This is a genomic window from Geitlerinema sp. PCC 9228, assembly GCF_001870905.1.
In the GTDB taxonomy this organism is placed as follows: domain Bacteria; phylum Cyanobacteriota; class Cyanobacteriia; order Cyanobacteriales; family PCC-9228; genus PCC-9228.
This window is the reverse complement of the sequence record NZ_LNDC01000014.1, coordinates 1-19,010: the sequence shown is the minus strand read 5'-3', so window position 1 is coordinate 19,010 and position 19,010 is coordinate 1. Positions and strand designations below refer to the sequence as shown.

The following is a 19,010-nucleotide window of genomic DNA, read 5'->3' as shown; positions in this document are numbered from 1 at the left end:
ACTACTATCGGCTCTTGGTCTAGCCACTACTACGGGAACCTGGCTGTTCCCAAGCCCCGTCGCTTTAGCGCGGGGTCAGTGACATCCTAAATTTGGGAATTGATTGTGGCGCGACCAAGCCACAGCTGGTAAGGGATACAGCTCCCCTAGGCGATCGCCAACACTTTCGCCAAAAAAAAGGTTAGCCTAGAATAGGAAACAGATATGTAAAACTTCGTAAACATAGCGTCTGCTGGACTCAAATCCATGACCTCAGCTACATCTTTACTTTCCCCGGTTGAAGCGGATCTACGACTTTTAACCGATAACCTCAAACAACTGGTCAGCGCTCGACATCCCATTTTGCACGCTGCTGCAGAATATTTATTCGGAGCCGGGGGAAAGCAGCTGAGACCTGCTATTGTCCTACTGGCATCGCGAGCGACCATGCCAGCCGAGGAGATTACCCTGCGCCACCGCCGTCTGGCAGAAATTACAGAAATGATTCATACGGCGAGCCTGGTTCACGACGATGTGGTAGACGAATCAGCACTCCGGCGAGGCATTCCCACAGTACACAGCCACTTTGGCAACCGGGTAGCCATTTTAGCCGGAGACTTTTTATTTGCCCAGTCTTCCTGGTATCTCGCCAATCTAGACAATCTAGAGGTGGTCAAACTTCTGTCAGAGGTAATTATGGATTTGGCGGAAGGGGAAATCCAGCAAGGGCTGAGCCGCTTTAGCAAAGACCTATCCATTGACGATTATCTGAACAAAAGCTACTACAAAACCGCTTCTTTAATTGCCAACAGTACGAAAGCAGCAGGGGTTCTCAGCGGCGTTTCTCCAGAAATGGCGGAATATTTATATCAGTACGGACGCCATCTCGGTTTGGCCTTTCAAATCGTAGACGACATTTTGGATTTCACCGGTTCTATGGAATCTTTGGGCAAACCGGCAGGTTCGGACCTCAAAAGCGGCAATTTAACCGCTCCCGTTCTTTATGCTTTGCCGGAACAACCCTATTTAGAAGTATTGATCGAACGGGAATTTTCCCAAGAGAACGATATCGAGCAAGCTCTCCAGTTGGTCCGCGACAGCCAGGGCATTCCCCAGGCCAGGGAGTTGGCTAGGGAAAATTCCCAAAAGGCCGTGGAGTATATTTCTCACTTAGAGGCGGGGCAACCGCGACAGGTGTTGATCGATCTGGCTAATTATGTGGTCAGTCGTCTTTCCTAGGGATGGCTTGCAATCGTTCGATGGATGATGCCTCTCGCTGGTCGCTCAGTACGCAGTAAGGGGCGGATGCCTGTCTGTAGGGGACACTTAATAACCTTTTGGTTATAAAAAGCTGTCAATTCGTGGCAAAATAGGCAATATCCGTGCCTTGGTAGCTGCCAAATCGAGGAGCGAAACTATGGTATTGTCGATTTTGGAAACGTCCCAACCGATCGCTTTGCTGTTTCAAAAGGTTTCTACTTGGCCCTGGGTCGCTTTGATAGGGGCGATCGCGGCTTTTTTCGTCGCTAGTTTGGCGGAATATTGGATGCATCGCCTGATGCACAAGTCTGCCAAAATTGGCGAACGCCATCGCGACCACCACCGACGCAATGAAGGGCAGGGGGTCTTGTGGGAATTTTTGGATTACGTGAAGGGAAGCCTGATTTTGATGGTGGCACCCCTATTGGTTTCGGTGGAATTTGGATGGGGTTGGCTGCTGGGAGCACTCACCTATGCGGCCTTTTCCGCCTACGCCCACCAATTACAACACGACAATCCCGCCGCGTGTTTCTGGATGAAAATGCCCGTTCACTATGTCCATCACAAACATCAAATGTGGTACCACAACTTTGGTCTGGCTGTGGATTGGTGGGACCACGTTTTTGGCACTTATAAGTTGGTGGAATGGGAAAACGATGCCGAAGTCCAGGTGAAACCGGGAGAATCGCAACTGCGGTGGTGGTAGCTTTTCCTAGGGCAGTGGTAGCGATCGCGTTGAGAACGCTATGATTTCTACAGAAATAATTGCTTTTGGTTTCTCGGGTATGGTAGCCGGCATTCTAGCCGGTTTGTTGGGGATTGGTGGCGGCGTGTTGCTGGTACCGTTGTTGGTCACTTTTGGCGTTTCTGCAGTACAAGCGGTCGCTACCAGTACCCTATCCATTGTTATTACTGCCTTGGCGGGTAGCTGGCAAAACTGGCGCATGGGGTATATCAATCCCGAAAAAGTGCTAGGATTGGGAATTCCCGCTATTGCCACCACGCAACTTGGTGCGATCGCGGCCGACCGCATCGCCGAACCAATTCTGCTGTTTGCTTTTGGATGTCTGTTACTGGCGAATGTCTATCTGATTGAATTTCGCCGGCGAGTGGTTGGGCAGCGACAGCAGCAACCAAATCCCCTTGACCACAACGCAAACGACGAACCAGCCGCACCCAGGTCCGTGCCGCCGTTTGTTTCTAGAACTGCGACTGGCGGCCTGGCAGGATTTTTAGCCGGTTTGTTTGGCGTTGGCGGCGGCGTAATTATTGTTCCCATGCAAATTCTGCTGCTCCAAGAAAGCATCCAAAGTGCCGTACAAACTAGTTTGGGGGCGATCGTGATTATTGCCCTGTCTGCTTGTGCAGGTCACCTCTGGGAAGGAAACGTACTCTGGCTGGAAGGAGTGACGTTGGGAGTGGGGGGGATGCTGGGGGTGCAGGCAAGCACTCGGTTTTTGCCCAGCCTCCCGGAAAGCTTTGTTAGTTTTACCTTTCGGGCTTTGTTGGTTGCCCTAGCTATCTATATATTTTGGCAAGCTGGGCAAAGATACTTTATGTAGCTTCGGGTCTCAAAAATCGCGATCGCTTTGAATTTTTTCCCATAGATCCGTTAGGGGTGCTCTCGAAGCGCCCCTAAGCAACAATTGCGATTGTTAATTTCTCGCGGACTTTTATAATCAAATCATCAAAACCTTCCCACCTGGCCAATCAAAACCAGGAAAATAACAAAGAAATAACAATACAAATGCCCTCACCTCTACAGAAATCTCTCCAGAGATGGGGCTTTGTTTTCGATCGCAAAATAACGAAAGGAAAAATTTCGCTCGTCAAAAAAGCTAATAACTCCCCCTGATTAAGGGATATTAGTATTGATTTTGCTGGCGTTGGTCTTGGTTGGTATCGCCTTCAAAAGGTTGAACGCCGGTATTGGGATATTCGTCATCGCTGGGTCCGAAAATACGACGAATCCCGTCGAAAACGTAGCCAATAGAGTTTTTAATGGAATCCCAGAGTTTCATAATTCCCCTCCTAGTGAAATCGCTACTCGGTGGCAGCAATTTACAAGTCCTTGTCTACTTTCTAGGGTAGAACCTTCCTGGGAAAAATTGCCAAGACAGCAATATTTTTTTGGACAACGTAGCATTATGAAATATTTGCGCTGCCCCTGTGCGGGGGCGGCTGTTGGGGGGCACTGCGGCGTGAAAACGGATATGGCGGGAGATGGGCGGTTTACGATCGCAGTGTACACCGATCGCGATCGCAATTGGGTATGGGATGCGATCGCAAGGTGGGCTGTGGGAAAACGGCATACTGAAAATGCGCTGGTAGCGCAATCATTGTTCAACCCTCAAAATATTTCTCAAAACAACTGCCATGAAATTTAACGTTTTGCCCCAACTCATCCAATTCCTGCGGGAAGAACTGGCCATTCCCCACCCCGACATCGAACTGGCCTTGCGCCAGTCAGAATCGTCCACCAACCAACTGCCCATCGTTCTCTGGCAATACGGTTTGGTCAGCCTCGACGAACTCGACCGAATTTTCGACTGGTTGCGAACCGCGTAAACGACAGGGAGGTCCATTTTGTCCGAACGCCCAGTTTCGTTGCATGTTTTTACCAGTCATCTTTTGGTTGTATTCCCCACCACCAGCGCCTCCGCTGGTGGTTCTCTATTGCCAAGAGGGTTGCAGAGGCAGTTTTTGGGGAGCAAAATCTTGCCGGAGCTTTCAATATAAACTTTTATGAAGTATACTGAAAAGCTAAGTATCCAAGAACGTTCATATAGAGATTCCCCATGTATTTCAACGGCAAAGGCTTTACCGTGTACGCCATCTCCCACGAAAAAAACTGGAAGTGGCAAATTGTCCTCCCCTACGGCAGCTACCTAACATCGAGCGATCGCTACAAAACCGCCGAACAAGCCATCACCGCCGGCAGAAATTGGGTAGCCTGCGAAGCCGCCTTTAACGCCCTCGGCGAATGTCTGGGCGAACTGTGCCATTCCCAACAAATCGACCAACAAGAATATCGCAATCTCATGGATTCCTTTGTCAGTCTAACCCGCTAGCCACCAACGCCATCTATCAAACGGATTCCATCGACCACCAACCCCGTAAAAAGTAGTAGATCCGCGCCAAAAACTCCGTAATCGCCCGCGTGGTCAGGTCCAACCCCTGCAAGCTGGGCACGAAATCGCGCGTACGCAGCCGGCGTTCGGGCAAATTTTGTTCTTCTACCACCTCCTCAGGCACTGGAATAACCACAGAAAAGTCTGTAGCTCGGGGATAGACATCAAATCCTTCCTGTAAAAACGTTTGGGCAGCCCGCCGCAGGTGGCACGCCGATGCCACCAACAAAATCCGCGGTTGGGGACCGGATAAAATTTCGCGTACGTTAACGGCACTGCTGTGAATATCCACCCCTTCCGTTTCCAGGGTAATTTGTGCTGTGGGAATCCCCAAACGCACCAACAACGCCTGTACATCGTTGGCTTCAACGCGCGGATTTGCTTCAGTATTTTGTAAATCCCGCCGCGGTCCGGCACTGACAATTATCTGGTTGACCGGTTCTTCGCGGAATAGTTCGGCGGCGTAGACAATGCGATCGCTGGCTTCAGTAGCTTCAATGCGATCGCGACCGCTGCCCAAAACGGGATTGCGGGTGGTATTCCATCCCAACAGCACAATGGCATCGGCTCTCGCATCCAGAGGATTTTCCACCGAAATGGTATAGGCATCCTGTTCCAAGCGTTGGGTCAGCAATTCCCCCACCAAAGGAATGCTAAACAGCAGCAAAACCGACAAACTCACCGCCACCAACCTGCCGTTGACATCTTCTATGCCATCTTTGAGGGCTAGTCCTAACAACACCACCACCAATCCCAGGGGTTTCAGGGGAATGGCAAGCAAATCCCAAATCGAAAGGGCCGTTTCATTGGTAGGTTGAAGGAACGCCAATACCACAAAAAACAACAATACAATCGCCCCGAGTACTTGCAACCACTTGCGAGGCACCAGTTGCATTAAAAGATACCAAACCAGCAGGACAAGAAAGAGCCATAGCAGGATTCTGGCGAGAAGAAAAAACATATTTTGGCCGTGAGCAGGTGGAACCGGCCTCTGGAACAACAGACATTTCCAGGGGCTACGATACTATATTTTAGAGTTAGGTTTGTGGTAGGGTGGGCGGTCCTGGCGGAACCACCAGGCGGCGGACGCTGGCTTTGTAACTTTCTTGGTGGGTGTATATATCAACTGCGATCGCTTCCAACTGGATTTGCAAGCTGCCGTAGGGAATGGTAATTTCCGTCGAAGCCAGTTCGTATCCCCACCCATCCGGGGTAAACTCCGTCAGCCAGTAAGGACCATCCAAAAGCGTACGGCTTTCGCAGTCTTGCAGCCATAACTTGACATAAACTTTCGCATCCAAAATGGGAATCTTGACAGTAACCCAAGTTTGACGCCCGGCGACAAAATCTTCCTCGGGGAGGGAAAACTGCGGGGCAAAGTTCCGTTGGGCTAAGAAAGCTTCTGGCGTGTCTGCCTCTGGGGAAGGAGCTGATGTTTGAGCTTGCTGGGGATGGGAGGGCGTTTTTGGGATGGAAAGGAAATGGCTACTACCAGCGTAGCTGTAAACAACGTTCCCTTCGACGTTGTCTTCGTCGTCCATGACCACAATTTCGTTGCTATCGCGATCGCTTCTGTGGCTGTCGGTGAGTCGGTTGGAAGTTGCGTCGCTGTTGGTACTGTCTGTCCTTGTAACTTCGCTGGTTTGATTGCTTTCTGCCTGGGAGGAAGACGACTCTGCCAAAGGCGGCAGATGCCATTTCAACCATTCCGCCAAGTCTCCATCCCGCGCTATGGCATTCAACCGCGACCAAAAGCGATTTTGTAAGTCGGGAAATGCGGCTGCGTCTGAGGAGAGGGTTACTTCGGGTTCGGAGACACTGTTTTCGGCTTCCACTGGCAATGGCGCTGGCGTAGCAGAAGTCTCTGGCGGTGTCTCGCTGCTGTCTTGGGTTACTTCTGGTTGCGGTTGGGGGGATTCGCTGGCGGGAGAAGATGGGGGCGATGGTTGATGGAGGGAGTTGCCAAAGGTGGGCAGTTCCGGCGATTTGCCTGGGCGCGGCGACGGGGAAGCAGGATTTTCTGGGCTGGCACAGCGATCCGGCTGCAATTGGGGCGGCAAAATGGAGGTGGTTTTTGAGGGTTGTGTCTGGCTGCGATCGCTGGTTTCGCTTTGGTTTTGGCTGTCTTCTTTTTTGCCGACCAGATCTAAAAATGATAGGTTGATGTCCGCTGTCGCTGTATAGGAGGGTTCTGCTGGCGGGTTTTGGGAAGGGGATTCTGCTGGGGGGGTTTCTTGGTGCAAGCTATCCAACCACGCTTGTAATTGGGCCATGATGCTGAAGGTTCCCATGGCCAGCTGCTTGCCATAGGCATCGTACAGTCTGGCTTCCCCCAGCATGAGGCGTCTTTTGTTTTCCCCGGAAATTTCTAGGGCATAGCCGAAGGAGGAGGGAATGGTTTCTGGGGTGGGGTATTGCCGGTCAAAAAGAACCTGGGAGGTTTGCGGGTCGTACAAGCGCACTTGCAGAATCCCATCGGGAAGTTCCACGGCAGAAACACCGGTGGCTTCAATGCGTCCGGATAGGGTGAGGGTGTTTTCTTGTTCTAAGATATAGGTTTCTCGGTCTAGCAGAAGATGCCACGATTGGACGAAACGGCGATCGGTGACTGTGGCGGTGAGTGGGGAGGTATTTTCGTTTTGGGGTTGGCTTGCCGGTTCTGGCTGGGTGGCGGCGGTATCCTCCGGTGGCGATGCTGCCGGCGAGGTTGGCGAGGCGATCGCTTCTGGGGGTTCTGGTTCTTCTGACGGTGGGGATTCTTCTTGGGTGGCGGTTTCCCAAGCGGCAGGAGATGTGGGCGTATCGCAGCGATCTTTGGGCAGCGATTGCAGTTTGATGGCGTGTTGCCAACTCGGGTTGCTTTCTGATTCCATCAGATCCCCCAAACAGCTCAGTTCCCAAATGCCTGGCTGAAAGTAGGTAAAGGGCAACACCACCATTAACCCTTCTTGGTTGGTGGTTTTTTCCCGCTTCCATACTCTGGGTTCCCCTTCCTCGGGAATTTCTGGTTGGTAGCTGACCCGCACTTCCACCGGCGTGTTGGCGCGATCGCACCTAGCCACTAGACGGTAGCGTCCTTCGAGGATTTCTACTTCGGGAGACTCTAATGGGAGCCACGTGCGATCGCCCTCTTGTTGAATGAAAAACTCCCAGGATTTCATGGTTTACCTCGCTAACAGCTGTGGGAACTACCTTAAACCCAATTTTAAGGTTCGCCTTTTCGGATGGGCTAGGGGGAAGCCAGCATTTTCTCTAGAATGTCCTTTATGTCCTTTCGATGGCAAGCACTTGGCCCGAGCGATCGCGGCCCCAAAGTTGAGATTTTCGATCGAGTTGGTTGGGTTCAAAAACCAACATAAATTTTTCTGACACCCCATACCAAGCTGTGGTTTTTTTGAGAGCCGGCATGACAATCGTCTGGGGAGAAAAATACGAGAAAACCAATGGAAGGGCAACCCCAGATACTCTACCACCAAAGATTGCTCAAAAAAATCGATCGAGCCGGCAATTCGATTGATTTTTTCATGTGGGTATCCTAGCATAACCCCAGATATTAAAAGTTTTTAAAACTTGGCTGTTGGCGTACCTGCCAAAAGCGATCGCCGATAGAATGATAGGCAGTTTCCCCACACCTGCCAACCCCACGCTGCCAAACCAGAGAAGACCCCATCAAAATGGTATTTGAACCCTCTATAGGGGAACCATAAAAACGTCCAACAACCAACAAGGGATTTGCCCGTCGGAACTAGCGGGAAAAGCACCTATTCCAGCCAATTATTAACTTTCTATCCAAATGAATCTCCCCAAATTCTACCTTAAAAAAGAAAGGGGAAAGGTTTGCCTGCCCCCCCACAGAAAGTATGGGTATAAATAAATGGAAATAATGGTAAAATCAAATAAACTCTTATGGGAGAATGGGGATATATGTTCAATATAACCAATTGGAAAGTGCGCTATTGGATTTTAGCTGGCTACCTTAGCATCGCTGCACTTTCTTTAATATCTTCGCTTTTTGTAGTCAACAAAGCCCAAAACCTCAGAAAAAATTACGAAGAATTTGCTACCAACCGCGAATTATCCCAAGCTGTAGACGATTTATCTCTCAACATTCAAGTTTTGTCCCGCACGGCACGGGGTTATTTGTTAGACAAAAGCATGGTTTCTCTCAATTCTTACCAAGAAGCTTCCCAAAGAATTAATGATATATATAATCAAGCCAGCGAGAGTGCCACAGGAGAACAGCAAGAAAAATTAGATGAACTCATGAATGCCGTAGGCGAAATTCGGCGACAGGACGATCGATACATAGAACTAGTCGATCGAGGACAAACTGAAACCGCCATTCAACAATGGCGACAGCAAGACGCTCGCGCTCAATTGGAAGAAATCACGGCTTTAATTCAAGATTTCCGCCGCATGGAAGAACAGAAAATTCAAACCAACGAACAGCAACAAGAAAATCAAATCCGCGGGTTGATTGTTACCAGTTGGTCAGTAACCGCTATCACTTTTATTGGGGCTTGCATTATTGGATTCCAGCTGGTTCGGGTTATCTCCAGACGGGTGAATTCCTCCGCCAGCGTAGTAGCCAGCTATTCGACCGAAATTGCCACAACCGTAGAGCAACAAGAACGCAGTTTCAGCCAGCAAGCTGCCTCCGTCAACGAGACCACCACCACCATGGACGAGTTGGGTTCTTCTTCCCAGCAAGTTACCGAACAAGCAGAAGCTGCCGCCGATAGCGCGCGCAAAGCTTTAGATTTATCAGAAAACGGTACGAAAACCGTGCAAACCACCTTAGACAATATGGATACGCTGAAAGAAAAAGTCAGCGCCCTGGCCGACCAAATCATGCGTTTAAGCGAACAAACCAGCCAAATTGGCAATATTTCCAGCTTGGTTAGCGATTTAGCCAATCAAACCAACATGCTGGCTTTAAATGCCGCCGTGGAAGCCGTGAGAGCCGGAGAACATGGCAAAGGATTTGCGGTGGTTGCAGCCGAAATTCGCAAGCTTGCCGACCAAAGCAAAAAATCTGCAGAAAAAATTAATGCCTTGGTCACCGACATTCAGGGAGCGATTAACGCCACCGTCATGGTCACCGATGAAGGCACCAAAACGGTAGATGGGGGCGTACAAATTGCTCAGGAATCGGCTTCTGCCTTTGAAGGGGTAAGCGACGCGGTCAACAACATGGTTACCAACAACCAGCAAATTTTGCTGAGCGTGCAGCAACAAGCGACGGCGATTCAGCAAGTGGTCGATGCTATGAATAATATTAATACCGCCGCCAAGGAAAGTTCCGATGGCATTTCCCAGGTCAAAATTGGTACCCAAAAATTAAACGAGGCTGCCATCGAACTGAAAGAAATTGTCTGAGTTGGTGGCATGCCCTAGAAATAACTTGATGACGACAAGACCACCCATACCAAAACGTTATGACCATCGAAGATGAAGAACTCAGAAGTACGTTCCAAGCCGCTAGCGAAGAACATTTGCAGAAACTGGAAGCGGGATTGTTGCATTTAGAACAAAACCCGCAAGACCTGAGTGGTTTGGAAGATTTAATGCGCGAGGCACACAGTCTCAAGGGCGATGCGCGCATGTTAGGGGTCAAAGATGTGGCCACCTTAGCTCACCAATGGGAGCATTTGCTGGGGAGTATTTACCGTCAGGAAGCGGAGGTTTCTGCCGAAATTTGCGATCGCTTGTATCAGGGACTGGATGCGATCGCGGCCTTAGTCAAAGAAGCCGTCACCGGGGAACCTGCCGGCGTGGATACCTTCCATACCTTAGCGCGCCTGATGGGCTCCCAGCCCACGGAATCGCCAGCGCCAGCATCCACCCCAGAGCCTACCCCAGAACCTACGGAAGCATCAACTACCTCCCCAGCAGCCGCCAGCGAACCCACCCCCGAACCACCCGCCGAACCAGAAACCGAAGTACCCCCCTCCCAAACCACCACCATTCAACCCACCTCCGCAGAACCTGCTGCCTCCAGCACCGCCTCCAGCAGCAACGGCGAGTATCGCATCGATACCATTCGCGTCGAAACCCGCCACCTGGATACGTTAATGACCCAAGCAGGGGAACTCACGGTCACCAACGTGCGTTTTGCCCACCGATTGGCAGAACTCGACGAAGCGATCGCCCTGTGGGAAGATTGGAGTCGCGAAGCCTTTAACAACCGCCTCAACGTGCATCAAACCCAAAGAGGCGATCGCGAACAAGCCATTCAGCAGCTGCAAAACCTGCAAGACAGCGTAGAAGAGCGTCTGGAAAAACTCGGCAAAATTATCACCAACCTGCAAAAAGCCACCTACGAAGACACCACCCGCCTGGATACTCTCACCAACGACTTAGAAGCCGGCATTCGCACCTTGCGCCTGTTACCCCTCTCCACCATCTTCAACCTCATGCCGCGCATGGTCCGCGACCTATCCCACCAGCAGCAAAAGCAAGTCAACTTTGCCATCGAAGGGGGGGATACCCACGCCGACAAGCGCATCCTAGAAGAAATCAAAGACCCCCTGATGCACATCATTCGCAACGCCATCGACCACGGCTTGGAAACCCCCACAGAACGGGAAACTGCCGGTAAACCCGCCGTCGGAACCTTATACCTGCGCGCCTACCAAACCGCCAACGGCATTGCCATTGAAGTGGAAGACGACGGTCGGGGATTGGATCTAGACCAAATCCGCCAAAAAGCCCTACAAAAAGGTCTCTACCGAGAAGAAGAACTAGAAAACATGAGCACCACCCAACTGCAGGCGCTCATCTTTGAACCGGGATTTAGCACCAGCACTACCATTACCGAAGTTTCCGGTCGCGGCGTGGGATTGGATGTGGTTCGCACCAACGTGGAACGCCTCAAAGGGTCTATTGAAGTAGAAAGCCAGGTGGGTCGCGGCAGCACCATCCGCATTCATTTGGGAACCACCCTCGCCACCGCCCACGTATTGTTGGTGGAATGCCAGTCCATTCCTTTTGCCTTACCCGTGGAGTTTGTGGATACCTCTTTATTTGTTTCCCAGGACGATATTTTTGCCATTGAAGGGCGGGAAACCATCTTGCTGGAAGAACATCCGGTGTCGGTGGTCTCCCTCGCCCAAATTTTAGAACTGCCGGCAACAAACAACCACAGCGATTCTCCCAGCAATGGTCGTACTTCTTCTAAAGATTTGCCCTGTATTGTGATTAAAGTGGGCGAGGAAAAATTGGGTCTGCTGGTGGACAAACTGCTAGACGAGCAAGATGTTATTCTCAAGCCTCAAAGCAAACTTTTACGTCGCATACGCAATATTGCAGGCGCTACAATTTTAGGAACCGGACAAGTCTGTATGGTACTCAATCCCACGGATTTGTTAAAGTCCGTGCGCCAGAGCCGTACCATCCAGGAAGTTTCCCAAGAGGTTTCCGAAACCGATACCCAAATGGGGTCGGTTTTGGTGGTGGAAGACTCCATTGCCATTCGTACCCAAGAAAAACGGATTTTGGAAAGTGCTGGGTACGAGGTGACGACGGCGGTGGATGGTTTGGATGGGTTCAACAAGTTACAAACCTATTCCTTCGATGCTTTGGTATCGGATATTCAAATGCCCAACATGGATGGATTGGAGCTTACCCGACAAATTCGGCAAAATCCGAAATACAAAGAACTACCGATTGTTTTGGTAACTTCTATGGCGAACGAAGAAGACAAACGGAAAGGAGCACAAGCTGGTGCCAATGCATATATCACCAAGAGTAGTTTTAATCAAGAAGTATTGTTGGAAACTTTGAAGAGATTGGTATAGATGGGTGTAAAAGGGCAATTGGCATGACCATTCGGGTTCTGTTGGTAGAAGATTCGCCAGTGGCGCTGACGATTTTAAAACGCCTCCTCAGTTCTGCCGATGATATTGAGGTGGTAGGAACGGCGCGCACTGGCAAACAGGCATTGCGGATGCTGGCAAGCCTCAACCCGCAGGTGATTTGTACCGATTTGCACATGCCGGAGATGGATGGGTGGGAGTTTACTTGCGAGGTGATGGCTACGTTTCCCCGGCCGATTCTGGTGGTGAGTGCTTCGGTGCAGCCGGAAGATACGTACAACGTGTTTCGGGCTTTGGAGGCGGGGGCGGTGGATATTTTTCCCAAACCTACTTCGGAAGGCATTCTGGAGTACGAGGCGGTCAAGCAGGAGCTGATTCGTAAAATTCGGGTGCTTGCGGGGGTTTCTGTATTTACCAGGCACCGACGCCAGCCTCCCCCATCACCCAGTGTCAGCAGCGGTCGTGATTCTCCCGTGGCGGTACCATCGGCATTTCCACCGGCTCAACCAGCGCCCGCGGCTACACCGCAACGGAGTAGGAAAATTAGCATTGTGGGGATTGGTGCTTCTACTGGCGGACCTCAAGCCCTTTATGCCATTTTATCCCAGCTTCCGGCGAAGTTCCCGGTGCCGATTGTGTGCGTGCAGCACATTAGCGAGGGGTTTTTGTCGGGGTTGATTGAGTGGTTGCGGGTGAAGTGCAAGTTGCCCGTGCAGGTGGCTGCTTCCGGGGAAATTCCCCAGCCGGGAACGGTTTATTTTCCGCCCGAAGGTATGCATTTGGAGCTGACCAAGCAGGGACGTTTTTGGTATTCTAGTGCTGCACCCATCAGCGGACATCGCCCTTCTGTGGATGTGACGTTTAAAGCGATCGCGGCTAGCTACGGAGCAAGTGCTGTGGGGGTTTTGCTTACGGGGATGGGGTCTGACGGCGCTCAAGGCATTAAGGCGATGGCTGATGCGGGAGGAACGACGGTGGCTCAGGATGAAGCGAGTTGTGTGGTGTTTGGGATGCCCAAGGTAGCCATTGCTTTGGGAGGGGTGCAGCAGGTGCTGGCTCTCAATGAAATTGCTCCCTTTTTGCAAAAAAAAGTCCTTTTATGAGGCGGTTGCTGGTGTTTGGGGCGAGATTCAAGATTCTACGCTTTGACCTGAAGGGAGGCATTTGGCGATCGCCTCGCGCAACTGTTCGGCGTTAAAAGGTTTGGTAAGATATTCGGTAGCCCCTGCCAAACGACCTTGGACTTTGTCGAAATGTCCGTCGCGGGCGGTGAGCATGATAATTGGTAAATTTTGAAATTGTGGCAGGTTGCGTACGGTGCGGCACATCTCCAACCCATCAATACCAGGCATGGAGACATCCAGCAACAGCACGTCCACTTGCTCGTGGTAAATAATGCTCAGGGCGTCTACGGCGTTGTCGGTGGCTAAGACGCGATAGCAATCGTCTAAAGCCCGCTTCACCATCTCGTGCATAATCGGGCTGTCGTCAACCGCCAGAACTGTCGTGTTTTGATGGGTGCTATCAGACATTGTTCCTCCCAATGGCTGTGGGCGATTCGCGAAGATGTTTCTGTGTTGGTGCCTCCGATGGGAAATGGCGAACTCCCTTATCCCCATGCTTGGTTTCGCCTCGTATCCACTATCGGGACGGTTTTCGGTGCCAGCGAAACGGCTTCGTTTCTATTGTAGCTTTTGTGGCGGAGAAATTGTTGCTCTCGGTATGATTGAGAAGTTGGAACCAAATCGCGATCGCGCTTGGGATTTCTACTCTGGGTTAGGTGCAGGTAGCTATATATCCCGGACGGATTGTCAAAGCGATCGAATGCATTCTTTAGGAACAATGTCAGAATAATTTTCCGGAAAATTTCCTTGCCGTTTTTGTTTTACTCCTAACTCTAGCCTACTAAAAAATAGAAGCTTTTGCTAGATATTTGGGAAACGATTCCTTAGTGGTGAGCGATGAGGCTACCAACGCGATCGCAACTTTGCTGGGGGGCACCTTGTATAAAAAGGTCAAAACTGAAAGAATTTCAGGGACTTATACGATTTGTGCCTCAAATGTAACATTTAGTTAAATTATATAATTTTTTCCCAAGATTTTTTGAAACAAAAACAAAAAAAATATTAAAATATATGGGTAATGTTTGGAGAGTTGCCATCTATGCCCCCAAAAATCCCAACTTTACGAGAAAAGACGGAAGCTTGAAAGCCCTGCCTCTTTCCCAGCAGGGATGAAAAGCTCTCCGTGCGGCTTGAGCCGCCGTCAAAATCAAGTCCATGTACTAGAATCTAGAAAAGCAGGCGAAATTTTTTAAACCTATTTTTGTTCATCATGTTGACTCTCAGCTACGAATTTAAGCTCAAACCGACATGCCGCCAGACTCAAACGATGGAGTCGTGGTGGGAAATCTGTCGGCAAGTTGGGAATGATGGGCTGAGAGAACGCAAACATGAGGTCAAATCCCGAAAATCGCCTGTCAACACCTGTCGTCTGGGAGGCGAGTACATCATTCCTGCCGATACTCCTCGCCCTACCTACGCCAGTCAGTGCAAGGCATTAACCCCAGCTAAGAAAGACCATCCCCAACCGAAAATCCCCAATCGCAAGTCTGGCAGCAAATGCTTCGGCGTAGCTCAGCATAAGCGCTCAAACCTTTGGAGACCGCATGGGTGGACATGGATCGACAGGGATTTGGTTTTCCTCGTTTTAAGAAAAAAGGGCGATTTCACTCCTTTGTTTTCCCCCAAGTGAAGGAACCCTGTATCGAAGGGAATCAAATCGACCTTCCGAAAATTGGGAAAGTACAGTTTTTTAAATCTTGCTCCCTTCCCGAGGGCTTCGTGCTGGTACTACGTTATTTCATCCGGTGCCAGCAGATGTGAAAGTTCCCCAACCATCTATAAGCGGTCATGCCATAGGATTGGATATCGGTAAGATGAGCGATTTGGCTACCAGCGACGGTGAATTGATTGACAACCCACGATTGTCCGTGAAGGCTTCCGGCAAGCTGAAATGGCTGCAACCAAAGCTCCACCCGTAGAAAAAGGATTCCAGACGTTGGCGCTTGATTCAACATCGCATAGCCCAATTATACGAACACCTCACATCAGCTCGAAAAGACTTTTTCTTGAAGTGGGCTCACCATTTGTGCAACCAAGCTGACAGCATTTTTGCCGAGGCACTGAATTTGAAAGCACCAGGGCGAAGTCGGCTAGCGAAATTTTGCCTCGATGCGGCTTGGGGCAAGTTTCTGTCCATTTTGTCTTGGGTCTGTTTGAAGCGTGGCAAATACTTGGCCAAAGTAGAGGCCAAACAGACCAGTCCAAATTGTGGCGTCCATACGGGAAAAAGCCGCTTTCTCGAAGAACTCATTTCTACTCCCACTGCGGCAGGGGAACCCATCGAGACGTGGCAGCAGCACAAGTGGTCTTGAATCGAGGCGTTGCAAGTACCTCCGGACAGGGCGGAAAAATGCTCGTCGAGGGTCCCTGTGCGTCGGGGATGGACTAGGTCATAGCGAATCTCTTCACAGGCACACCCAATGAAGCGAGAATCTCACGAATAGAATTCATGAGAGTGTCAACATTCTGCTGCCCTAGGACCCCTCTCCCCCGCGTCTACCTGCCACCAAAACCGTCGTTCCATATTCTCCTGCCAGCATTGCCAGTTGAGGTTGGTTCGCCTTCTTGTCCGTATACTACCGCAACCTATCCAACAGTGTATGCTTTGCCAGTGTGAACCAAACAGTCAAAACTCATGAGATTGCCAAGCTTTCACGCCACCACCAACGCCAAATCCAGAACTACTGCTGAGATTTCTTGGGATTCTCCCTATCCGAAGGCCAGCGACATGTCTGAGGAAGCTATTGAAATTCTGGAAAACATATCCGATGCTTTCTTGGTTTTAGACCATCAAGGGCAGGTTCGCTATTGCAACCAACAAGCCCAGAACCTGCTGGGGACCGAGCGCGAAAACCTGTTGGGTCGGTGTTTGTGGCAAGCCGATCCGCTTTTAGCCAACACTCCTTTCAATACAGGATTCCAGCGCGTCTTGGAAACCGGGAGTACACAGACGTTCGAGCAATTCTATCCCTGGCACGCGCAATGGTGGTGCGGTCGCCTTTGTCCTCATAAAAGTGAAATTTGGGTATACATCCAAGACATCACCGCCGCCAAACAGGCGGAAGTGATGGAATCGGAACGAACCAACCTATTTACCCTCGTGGGCAGCGTTGGTATTGCCCTGTGCCAAGGAGGCAAGTTATCACAGCTCCTCGCTGATAGCTTAGAAGCGATCGTACAGCATTTAGACCATTTGGACCTGGTGGGGGCTTATGTTTGGACGATTCCCAAACCCCACCTCAGCGAGCAACAGGAGCCGGACACGCCTAGCGAAAAATTGCAACTGCAAGCAGCCACGCCACATGCACTTCCCGAGTCCCTATTTGGCTGTCCCATCGATATTCGTGCCAGCGAAGGACTTGCTTTTCCCAATTCTGCCATAGCCGCGATCGCGCGCCATCACTATCCTTACTTAGACAACCACATCCAAGACCGTCTCCGCCATCCGGAATTCAACAGCGGTGCGCACTCTATAGCCACCGCTTGGCTAGCCGAGGAAAACATTACCAGCTTTGGCGGCTATCCCTTACTGGTAGACGGACGTTTGGTGGGCGTATTGGCCCTGTTTGGGCGGCAACCCATTCCCGATACCGTTCACTTGCTCCTCAGTTGGGTGGCAACGGGGATTGCCGTTTCCGTAGACCGCAACTGGGCGCGGGAAGCCCTTTCCATCCGTCGGGAGGCTCTGCTGTTTCGCCTGGCCAATCAAATTCGCCAATCCCTGGATTTAAACACCATTTTAGACACCGCCGTTACCGAAATCCGACAGCTATTGCAATTGGATGCCTGCTGTTTCTTGTGGTGTTTGCCCCAGCCAGGGCACAACCAAAGCAACCAAGTCCTCCTCACTGTCAGCCACGAATCGAAAAAATCTGCAGACATAGCCTCTGTAGATGATGGCACCCTATCGCAAATGAGCTGGATGGGCGAAAAAATCCAAAACCAGGAAATCATCTGCATTGACAATATTGCCGAAGATAGCCAGCTCGACGAAAGTACCCGCCAGCTTTTGCAGGATATGGGCATTACCTCGCAGTTAATCTTGCCCCTATCCACCCGTTCCGGTCAGTTTGGGGCTGTTGCCTGCTGCAACAATCAAGAAATGCGCCCTTGGGGGCAACGGGAAATCGAACTGCTGCAAGGGGTGGTTGACCAACTGGCCATTGGCATCGACCAAGCGGAAGCATACGCCCAAACCCGCGCCGCTGCCCTGGCAGCCCAAACCCAGGCACAGCAATTAAGCGAAGCCCTGCGCAACCTGAAACAAAAAGAGGCCCAGTTAATCCAAAACGAGAAAATGTCCGGTTTGGGGCAAATGGTGGCAGGCATTGCCCACGAAATCAACAATCCTGTTAATTTTATCACCGGCAATTTATCCCACGTCGAAACCTACATCCACGACTTGTTGGAAATGCTGGATGCCTACCGGCAGCACTATCCAGACCCCCCGGAACAAATTCAGGAGCTGGCGGAAGAAGTGGATCTGGAATTTTTAGAAACCGACTTGCCCAAAATTGTGGAATCCATGAAGGTAGGTACCGAGCGCATTCGGCAAATTGTGCTATCGCTGCGCAATTTCTCCCGTTTGGATGAGGCGGAGATGAAACCAGCCAACATTCACGAAGGCATCGACAATACTTTGATGATTCTCACCAGCCGGTTAAAGGCGAAGAAAGGCCAGCCTGGGATTGAAGTGGTGAAAGAATATGGGGATTTGCCCAAGGTGGATTGCTATCCCGGGCAGTTGAATCAAGTGTTTATGAATATTCTGAGCAATGCCCTCGATGCCTTGGAAAAACAGCCCGCTCCCCGTAAAATTGTTATTGGTACTGAAAAAAATGGCGATCGCGCTCGGATTCGCATTCGCGATAACGGTCCGGGCATCAGCGAAGAGGTGCAAAAACATTTATTCGACCCATTCTTTACCACCAAACCGGTGGGCAAAGGCACGGGGTTGGGCCTGTCTATCAGCTATCAAATCGTGGTAGACAAGCACAAAGGCGACATTCAATGTACCTCCCAGCGTGGAGAAGGAACGGAATTTACCATCGAGATTCCCATCCAGCAATTCTCCACATAGCCCACCTACGAAAAAAATTTGCTGCCTTCCTTGACAACGTTTGGCCGTCTGTTACAATAATTTATTGTGGTGAAAACAGCAATGGGGCGTAGCCAAGCGGTAAGGCAGCGGGTTTTGGTCCCGCCATTCGGAGGTTCGAATCCTTCCGCCCCAGTCACCACCTACGTCCGTAAGGATGTAGCATGGGAAACCATTCTATCGAGCAATGGGGCGTAGCCAAGCGGTAAGGCAGCGGGTTTTGGTCCCGCCATTCGGAGGTTCGAATCCTTCCGCCCCAGTTTTTTTGAAATTTGTTCGTTTGTTATTTTTCTGGAGAACAAAGCGCCAGATTTTTTTTGTTTGTGTTGGTTGCTAGCCGCCATGAAAATAATCCCCTACCCACTAGGTAGGGGATTCGCTTATCTATCGAAGGAACCTCTGGAGGAATTCCTGCAAACTATCTAGATTTAGGGTTTACAGAGCGTTACCGCGAGGTAGAACTTCTTCGGGGAATTCAAACTGTTTGTGTGGTTGGTCTTGAGGGGCCATCCAGGCACGGATGCCTTCGTTTAACAGAATGTTTTTGGTATAGAAGGTTTCAAATTCGGGGTCTTCGGCGGCGCGCAGCTCTTGGGAGACG

The 19,010-nt window shown here is 50.6% G+C and carries 17 protein-coding genes, 2 tRNA genes and 1 pseudogene; 15 read left to right on the top strand and 5 right to left on the bottom strand.

Annotation, left to right across the window (positions count from 1 at the left end; translation table 11 throughout):
* The first annotated feature begins 246 nt into the window (after positions 1-246).
* The 3 genes from sds (at position 247) to AS151_RS00755 (ending at position 2,801) form a co-directional block, all read left to right on the top strand.
* On the top strand, positions 247-1,218 hold the full coding sequence (gene sds / locus AS151_RS00765; RefSeq protein WP_071515163.1) for a solanesyl diphosphate synthase: 972 nt from the start codon (positions 247-249) through the stop codon (positions 1,216-1,218).
* Positions 1,219-1,396: 178 nt separating this feature from the next.
* Positions 1,397-1,945: a sterol desaturase family protein gene (locus AS151_RS00760; protein WP_084639319.1), complete on the top strand. Its 549-nt coding sequence runs from the start codon at positions 1,397-1,399 to the stop codon at positions 1,943-1,945.
* 40 nt (positions 1,946-1,985) lie between these two features.
* Entirely contained in the window at positions 1,986-2,801 is an 816-nt protein-coding gene (locus tag AS151_RS00755) for a sulfite exporter TauE/SafE family protein (protein ID WP_071515162.1), read from the top strand.
* 303 nt (positions 2,802-3,104) lie between these two features.
* Here the strand turns inward: AS151_RS00755 and AS151_RS21150 are convergent, their stop codons facing one another.
* A complete protein-coding gene (locus tag AS151_RS21150; RefSeq protein ID WP_139240426.1) occupies positions 3,105-3,260 on the bottom strand; it encodes an isochorismate synthase in 156 nt (51 codons plus the stop codon).
* Between the two features lie 126 nt (positions 3,261-3,386).
* Between AS151_RS21150 and AS151_RS00750 the strand changes: the two genes are divergently transcribed.
* From AS151_RS00750 to AS151_RS00740, 3 genes are all read left to right on the top strand, one after another.
* A complete protein-coding gene (locus AS151_RS00750; RefSeq protein ID WP_071515161.1) occupies positions 3,387-3,626 on the top strand; it encodes a hypothetical protein in 240 nt (79 codons plus the stop codon).
* Entirely contained in the window at positions 3,616-3,807 is a 192-nt protein-coding gene (locus tag AS151_RS00745) for a DUF2949 domain-containing protein (RefSeq protein WP_071515160.1), read from the top strand. Before AS151_RS00750 ends, AS151_RS00745 begins: the two co-directional genes overlap by 11 nt.
* 230 nt (positions 3,808-4,037) lie before the next feature.
* Positions 4,038-4,310, top strand: a complete 273-nt coding sequence (locus AS151_RS00740) for a hypothetical protein (protein WP_071515159.1) — start codon at positions 4,038-4,040, stop codon at positions 4,308-4,310.
* 16 nt (positions 4,311-4,326) lie between these two features.
* Here the strand turns inward: AS151_RS00740 and AS151_RS00735 are convergent, their stop codons facing one another.
* Positions 4,327-5,265, bottom strand: coding sequence for a YdcF family protein (locus tag AS151_RS00735; protein WP_170861267.1), 939 nt, complete (start codon positions 5,263-5,265; stop codon positions 4,327-4,329).
* A gap of 142 nt (positions 5,266-5,407) precedes the next feature.
* Positions 5,408-7,531 carry a hypothetical protein gene (locus AS151_RS00730; RefSeq protein WP_071515157.1) on the bottom strand — a complete coding sequence of 708 codons (2,124 nt, stop codon included), beginning with the start codon at positions 7,529-7,531 and terminating at the stop codon, positions 5,408-5,410.
* A gap of 763 nt (positions 7,532-8,294) precedes the next feature.
* Between AS151_RS00730 and AS151_RS00720 the strand changes: the two genes are divergently transcribed.
* The 3 genes from AS151_RS00720 to cheB are packed head-to-tail and all read left to right on the top strand — an operon-like array spanning position 8,295 to position 13,290.
* Positions 8,295-9,749, top strand: a complete 1,455-nt coding sequence (locus tag AS151_RS00720; RefSeq protein ID WP_071515165.1) for a methyl-accepting chemotaxis protein — start codon at positions 8,295-8,297, stop codon at positions 9,747-9,749.
* 59 nt (positions 9,750-9,808) lie between these two features.
* Positions 9,809-12,169, top strand: coding sequence for a hybrid sensor histidine kinase/response regulator (locus AS151_RS00715; RefSeq protein ID WP_071515155.1), 2,361 nt, complete (start codon positions 9,809-9,811; stop codon positions 12,167-12,169).
* Positions 12,170-12,192: 23 nt separating this feature from the next.
* Positions 12,193-13,290, top strand: coding sequence for a chemotaxis-specific protein-glutamate methyltransferase CheB (cheB, locus tag AS151_RS00710; protein ID WP_071515154.1), 1,098 nt, complete (start codon positions 12,193-12,195; stop codon positions 13,288-13,290).
* 27 nt (positions 13,291-13,317) lie between these two features.
* Here the strand turns inward: cheB and AS151_RS00705 are convergent, their stop codons facing one another.
* On the bottom strand, positions 13,318-13,719 hold the full coding sequence (locus tag AS151_RS00705) for a response regulator (RefSeq protein ID WP_071515153.1): 402 nt from the start codon (positions 13,717-13,719) through the stop codon (positions 13,318-13,320).
* 802 nt (positions 13,720-14,521) lie between these two features.
* On the opposite strand from AS151_RS00705, the gene AS151_RS22675 reads away from it, so the two are divergent.
* The 6 genes from AS151_RS22675 to AS151_RS00685 all read left to right on the top strand — a co-directional run bounded on the left by AS151_RS22675 (position 14,522) and on the right by AS151_RS00685 (position 18,669).
* Positions 14,522-14,941, top strand: a complete 420-nt coding sequence (locus tag AS151_RS22675; protein WP_275527953.1) for a helix-turn-helix domain-containing protein — start codon at positions 14,522-14,524, stop codon at positions 14,939-14,941.
* A gap of 127 nt (positions 14,942-15,068) precedes the next feature.
* The gene (locus tag AS151_RS22670) at positions 15,069-15,230 is read left to right on the top strand and encodes a hypothetical protein (RefSeq protein ID WP_244532793.1); all 162 of its coding nucleotides are present in this window, start codon (positions 15,069-15,071) and stop codon (positions 15,228-15,230) included.
* An 87-nt stretch (positions 15,231-15,317) separates the two neighbouring features.
* Positions 15,318-15,623 carry a hypothetical protein gene (locus tag AS151_RS22665; RefSeq protein ID WP_244532792.1) on the top strand — a complete coding sequence of 102 codons (306 nt, stop codon included), beginning with the start codon at positions 15,318-15,320 and terminating at the stop codon, positions 15,621-15,623.
* A gap of 323 nt (positions 15,624-15,946) precedes the next feature.
* A complete protein-coding gene (locus tag AS151_RS00695; protein ID WP_084639318.1) occupies positions 15,947-18,391 on the top strand; it encodes an ATP-binding protein in 2,445 nt (814 codons plus the stop codon).
* Between the two features lie 82 nt (positions 18,392-18,473).
* Positions 18,474-18,545 (top strand) — tRNA-Gln (locus AS151_RS00690).
* Between the two features lie 52 nt (positions 18,546-18,597).
* A tRNA-Gln gene (locus tag AS151_RS00685) sits at positions 18,598-18,669 on the top strand.
* A gap of 175 nt (positions 18,670-18,844) precedes the next feature.
* Here AS151_RS00685 and AS151_RS20450 read toward each other — a convergent pair.
* Positions 18,845-19,010: pseudogene (locus tag AS151_RS20450) on the bottom strand (photosystem II D2 protein (photosystem q(a) protein)); the annotation flags it as partial.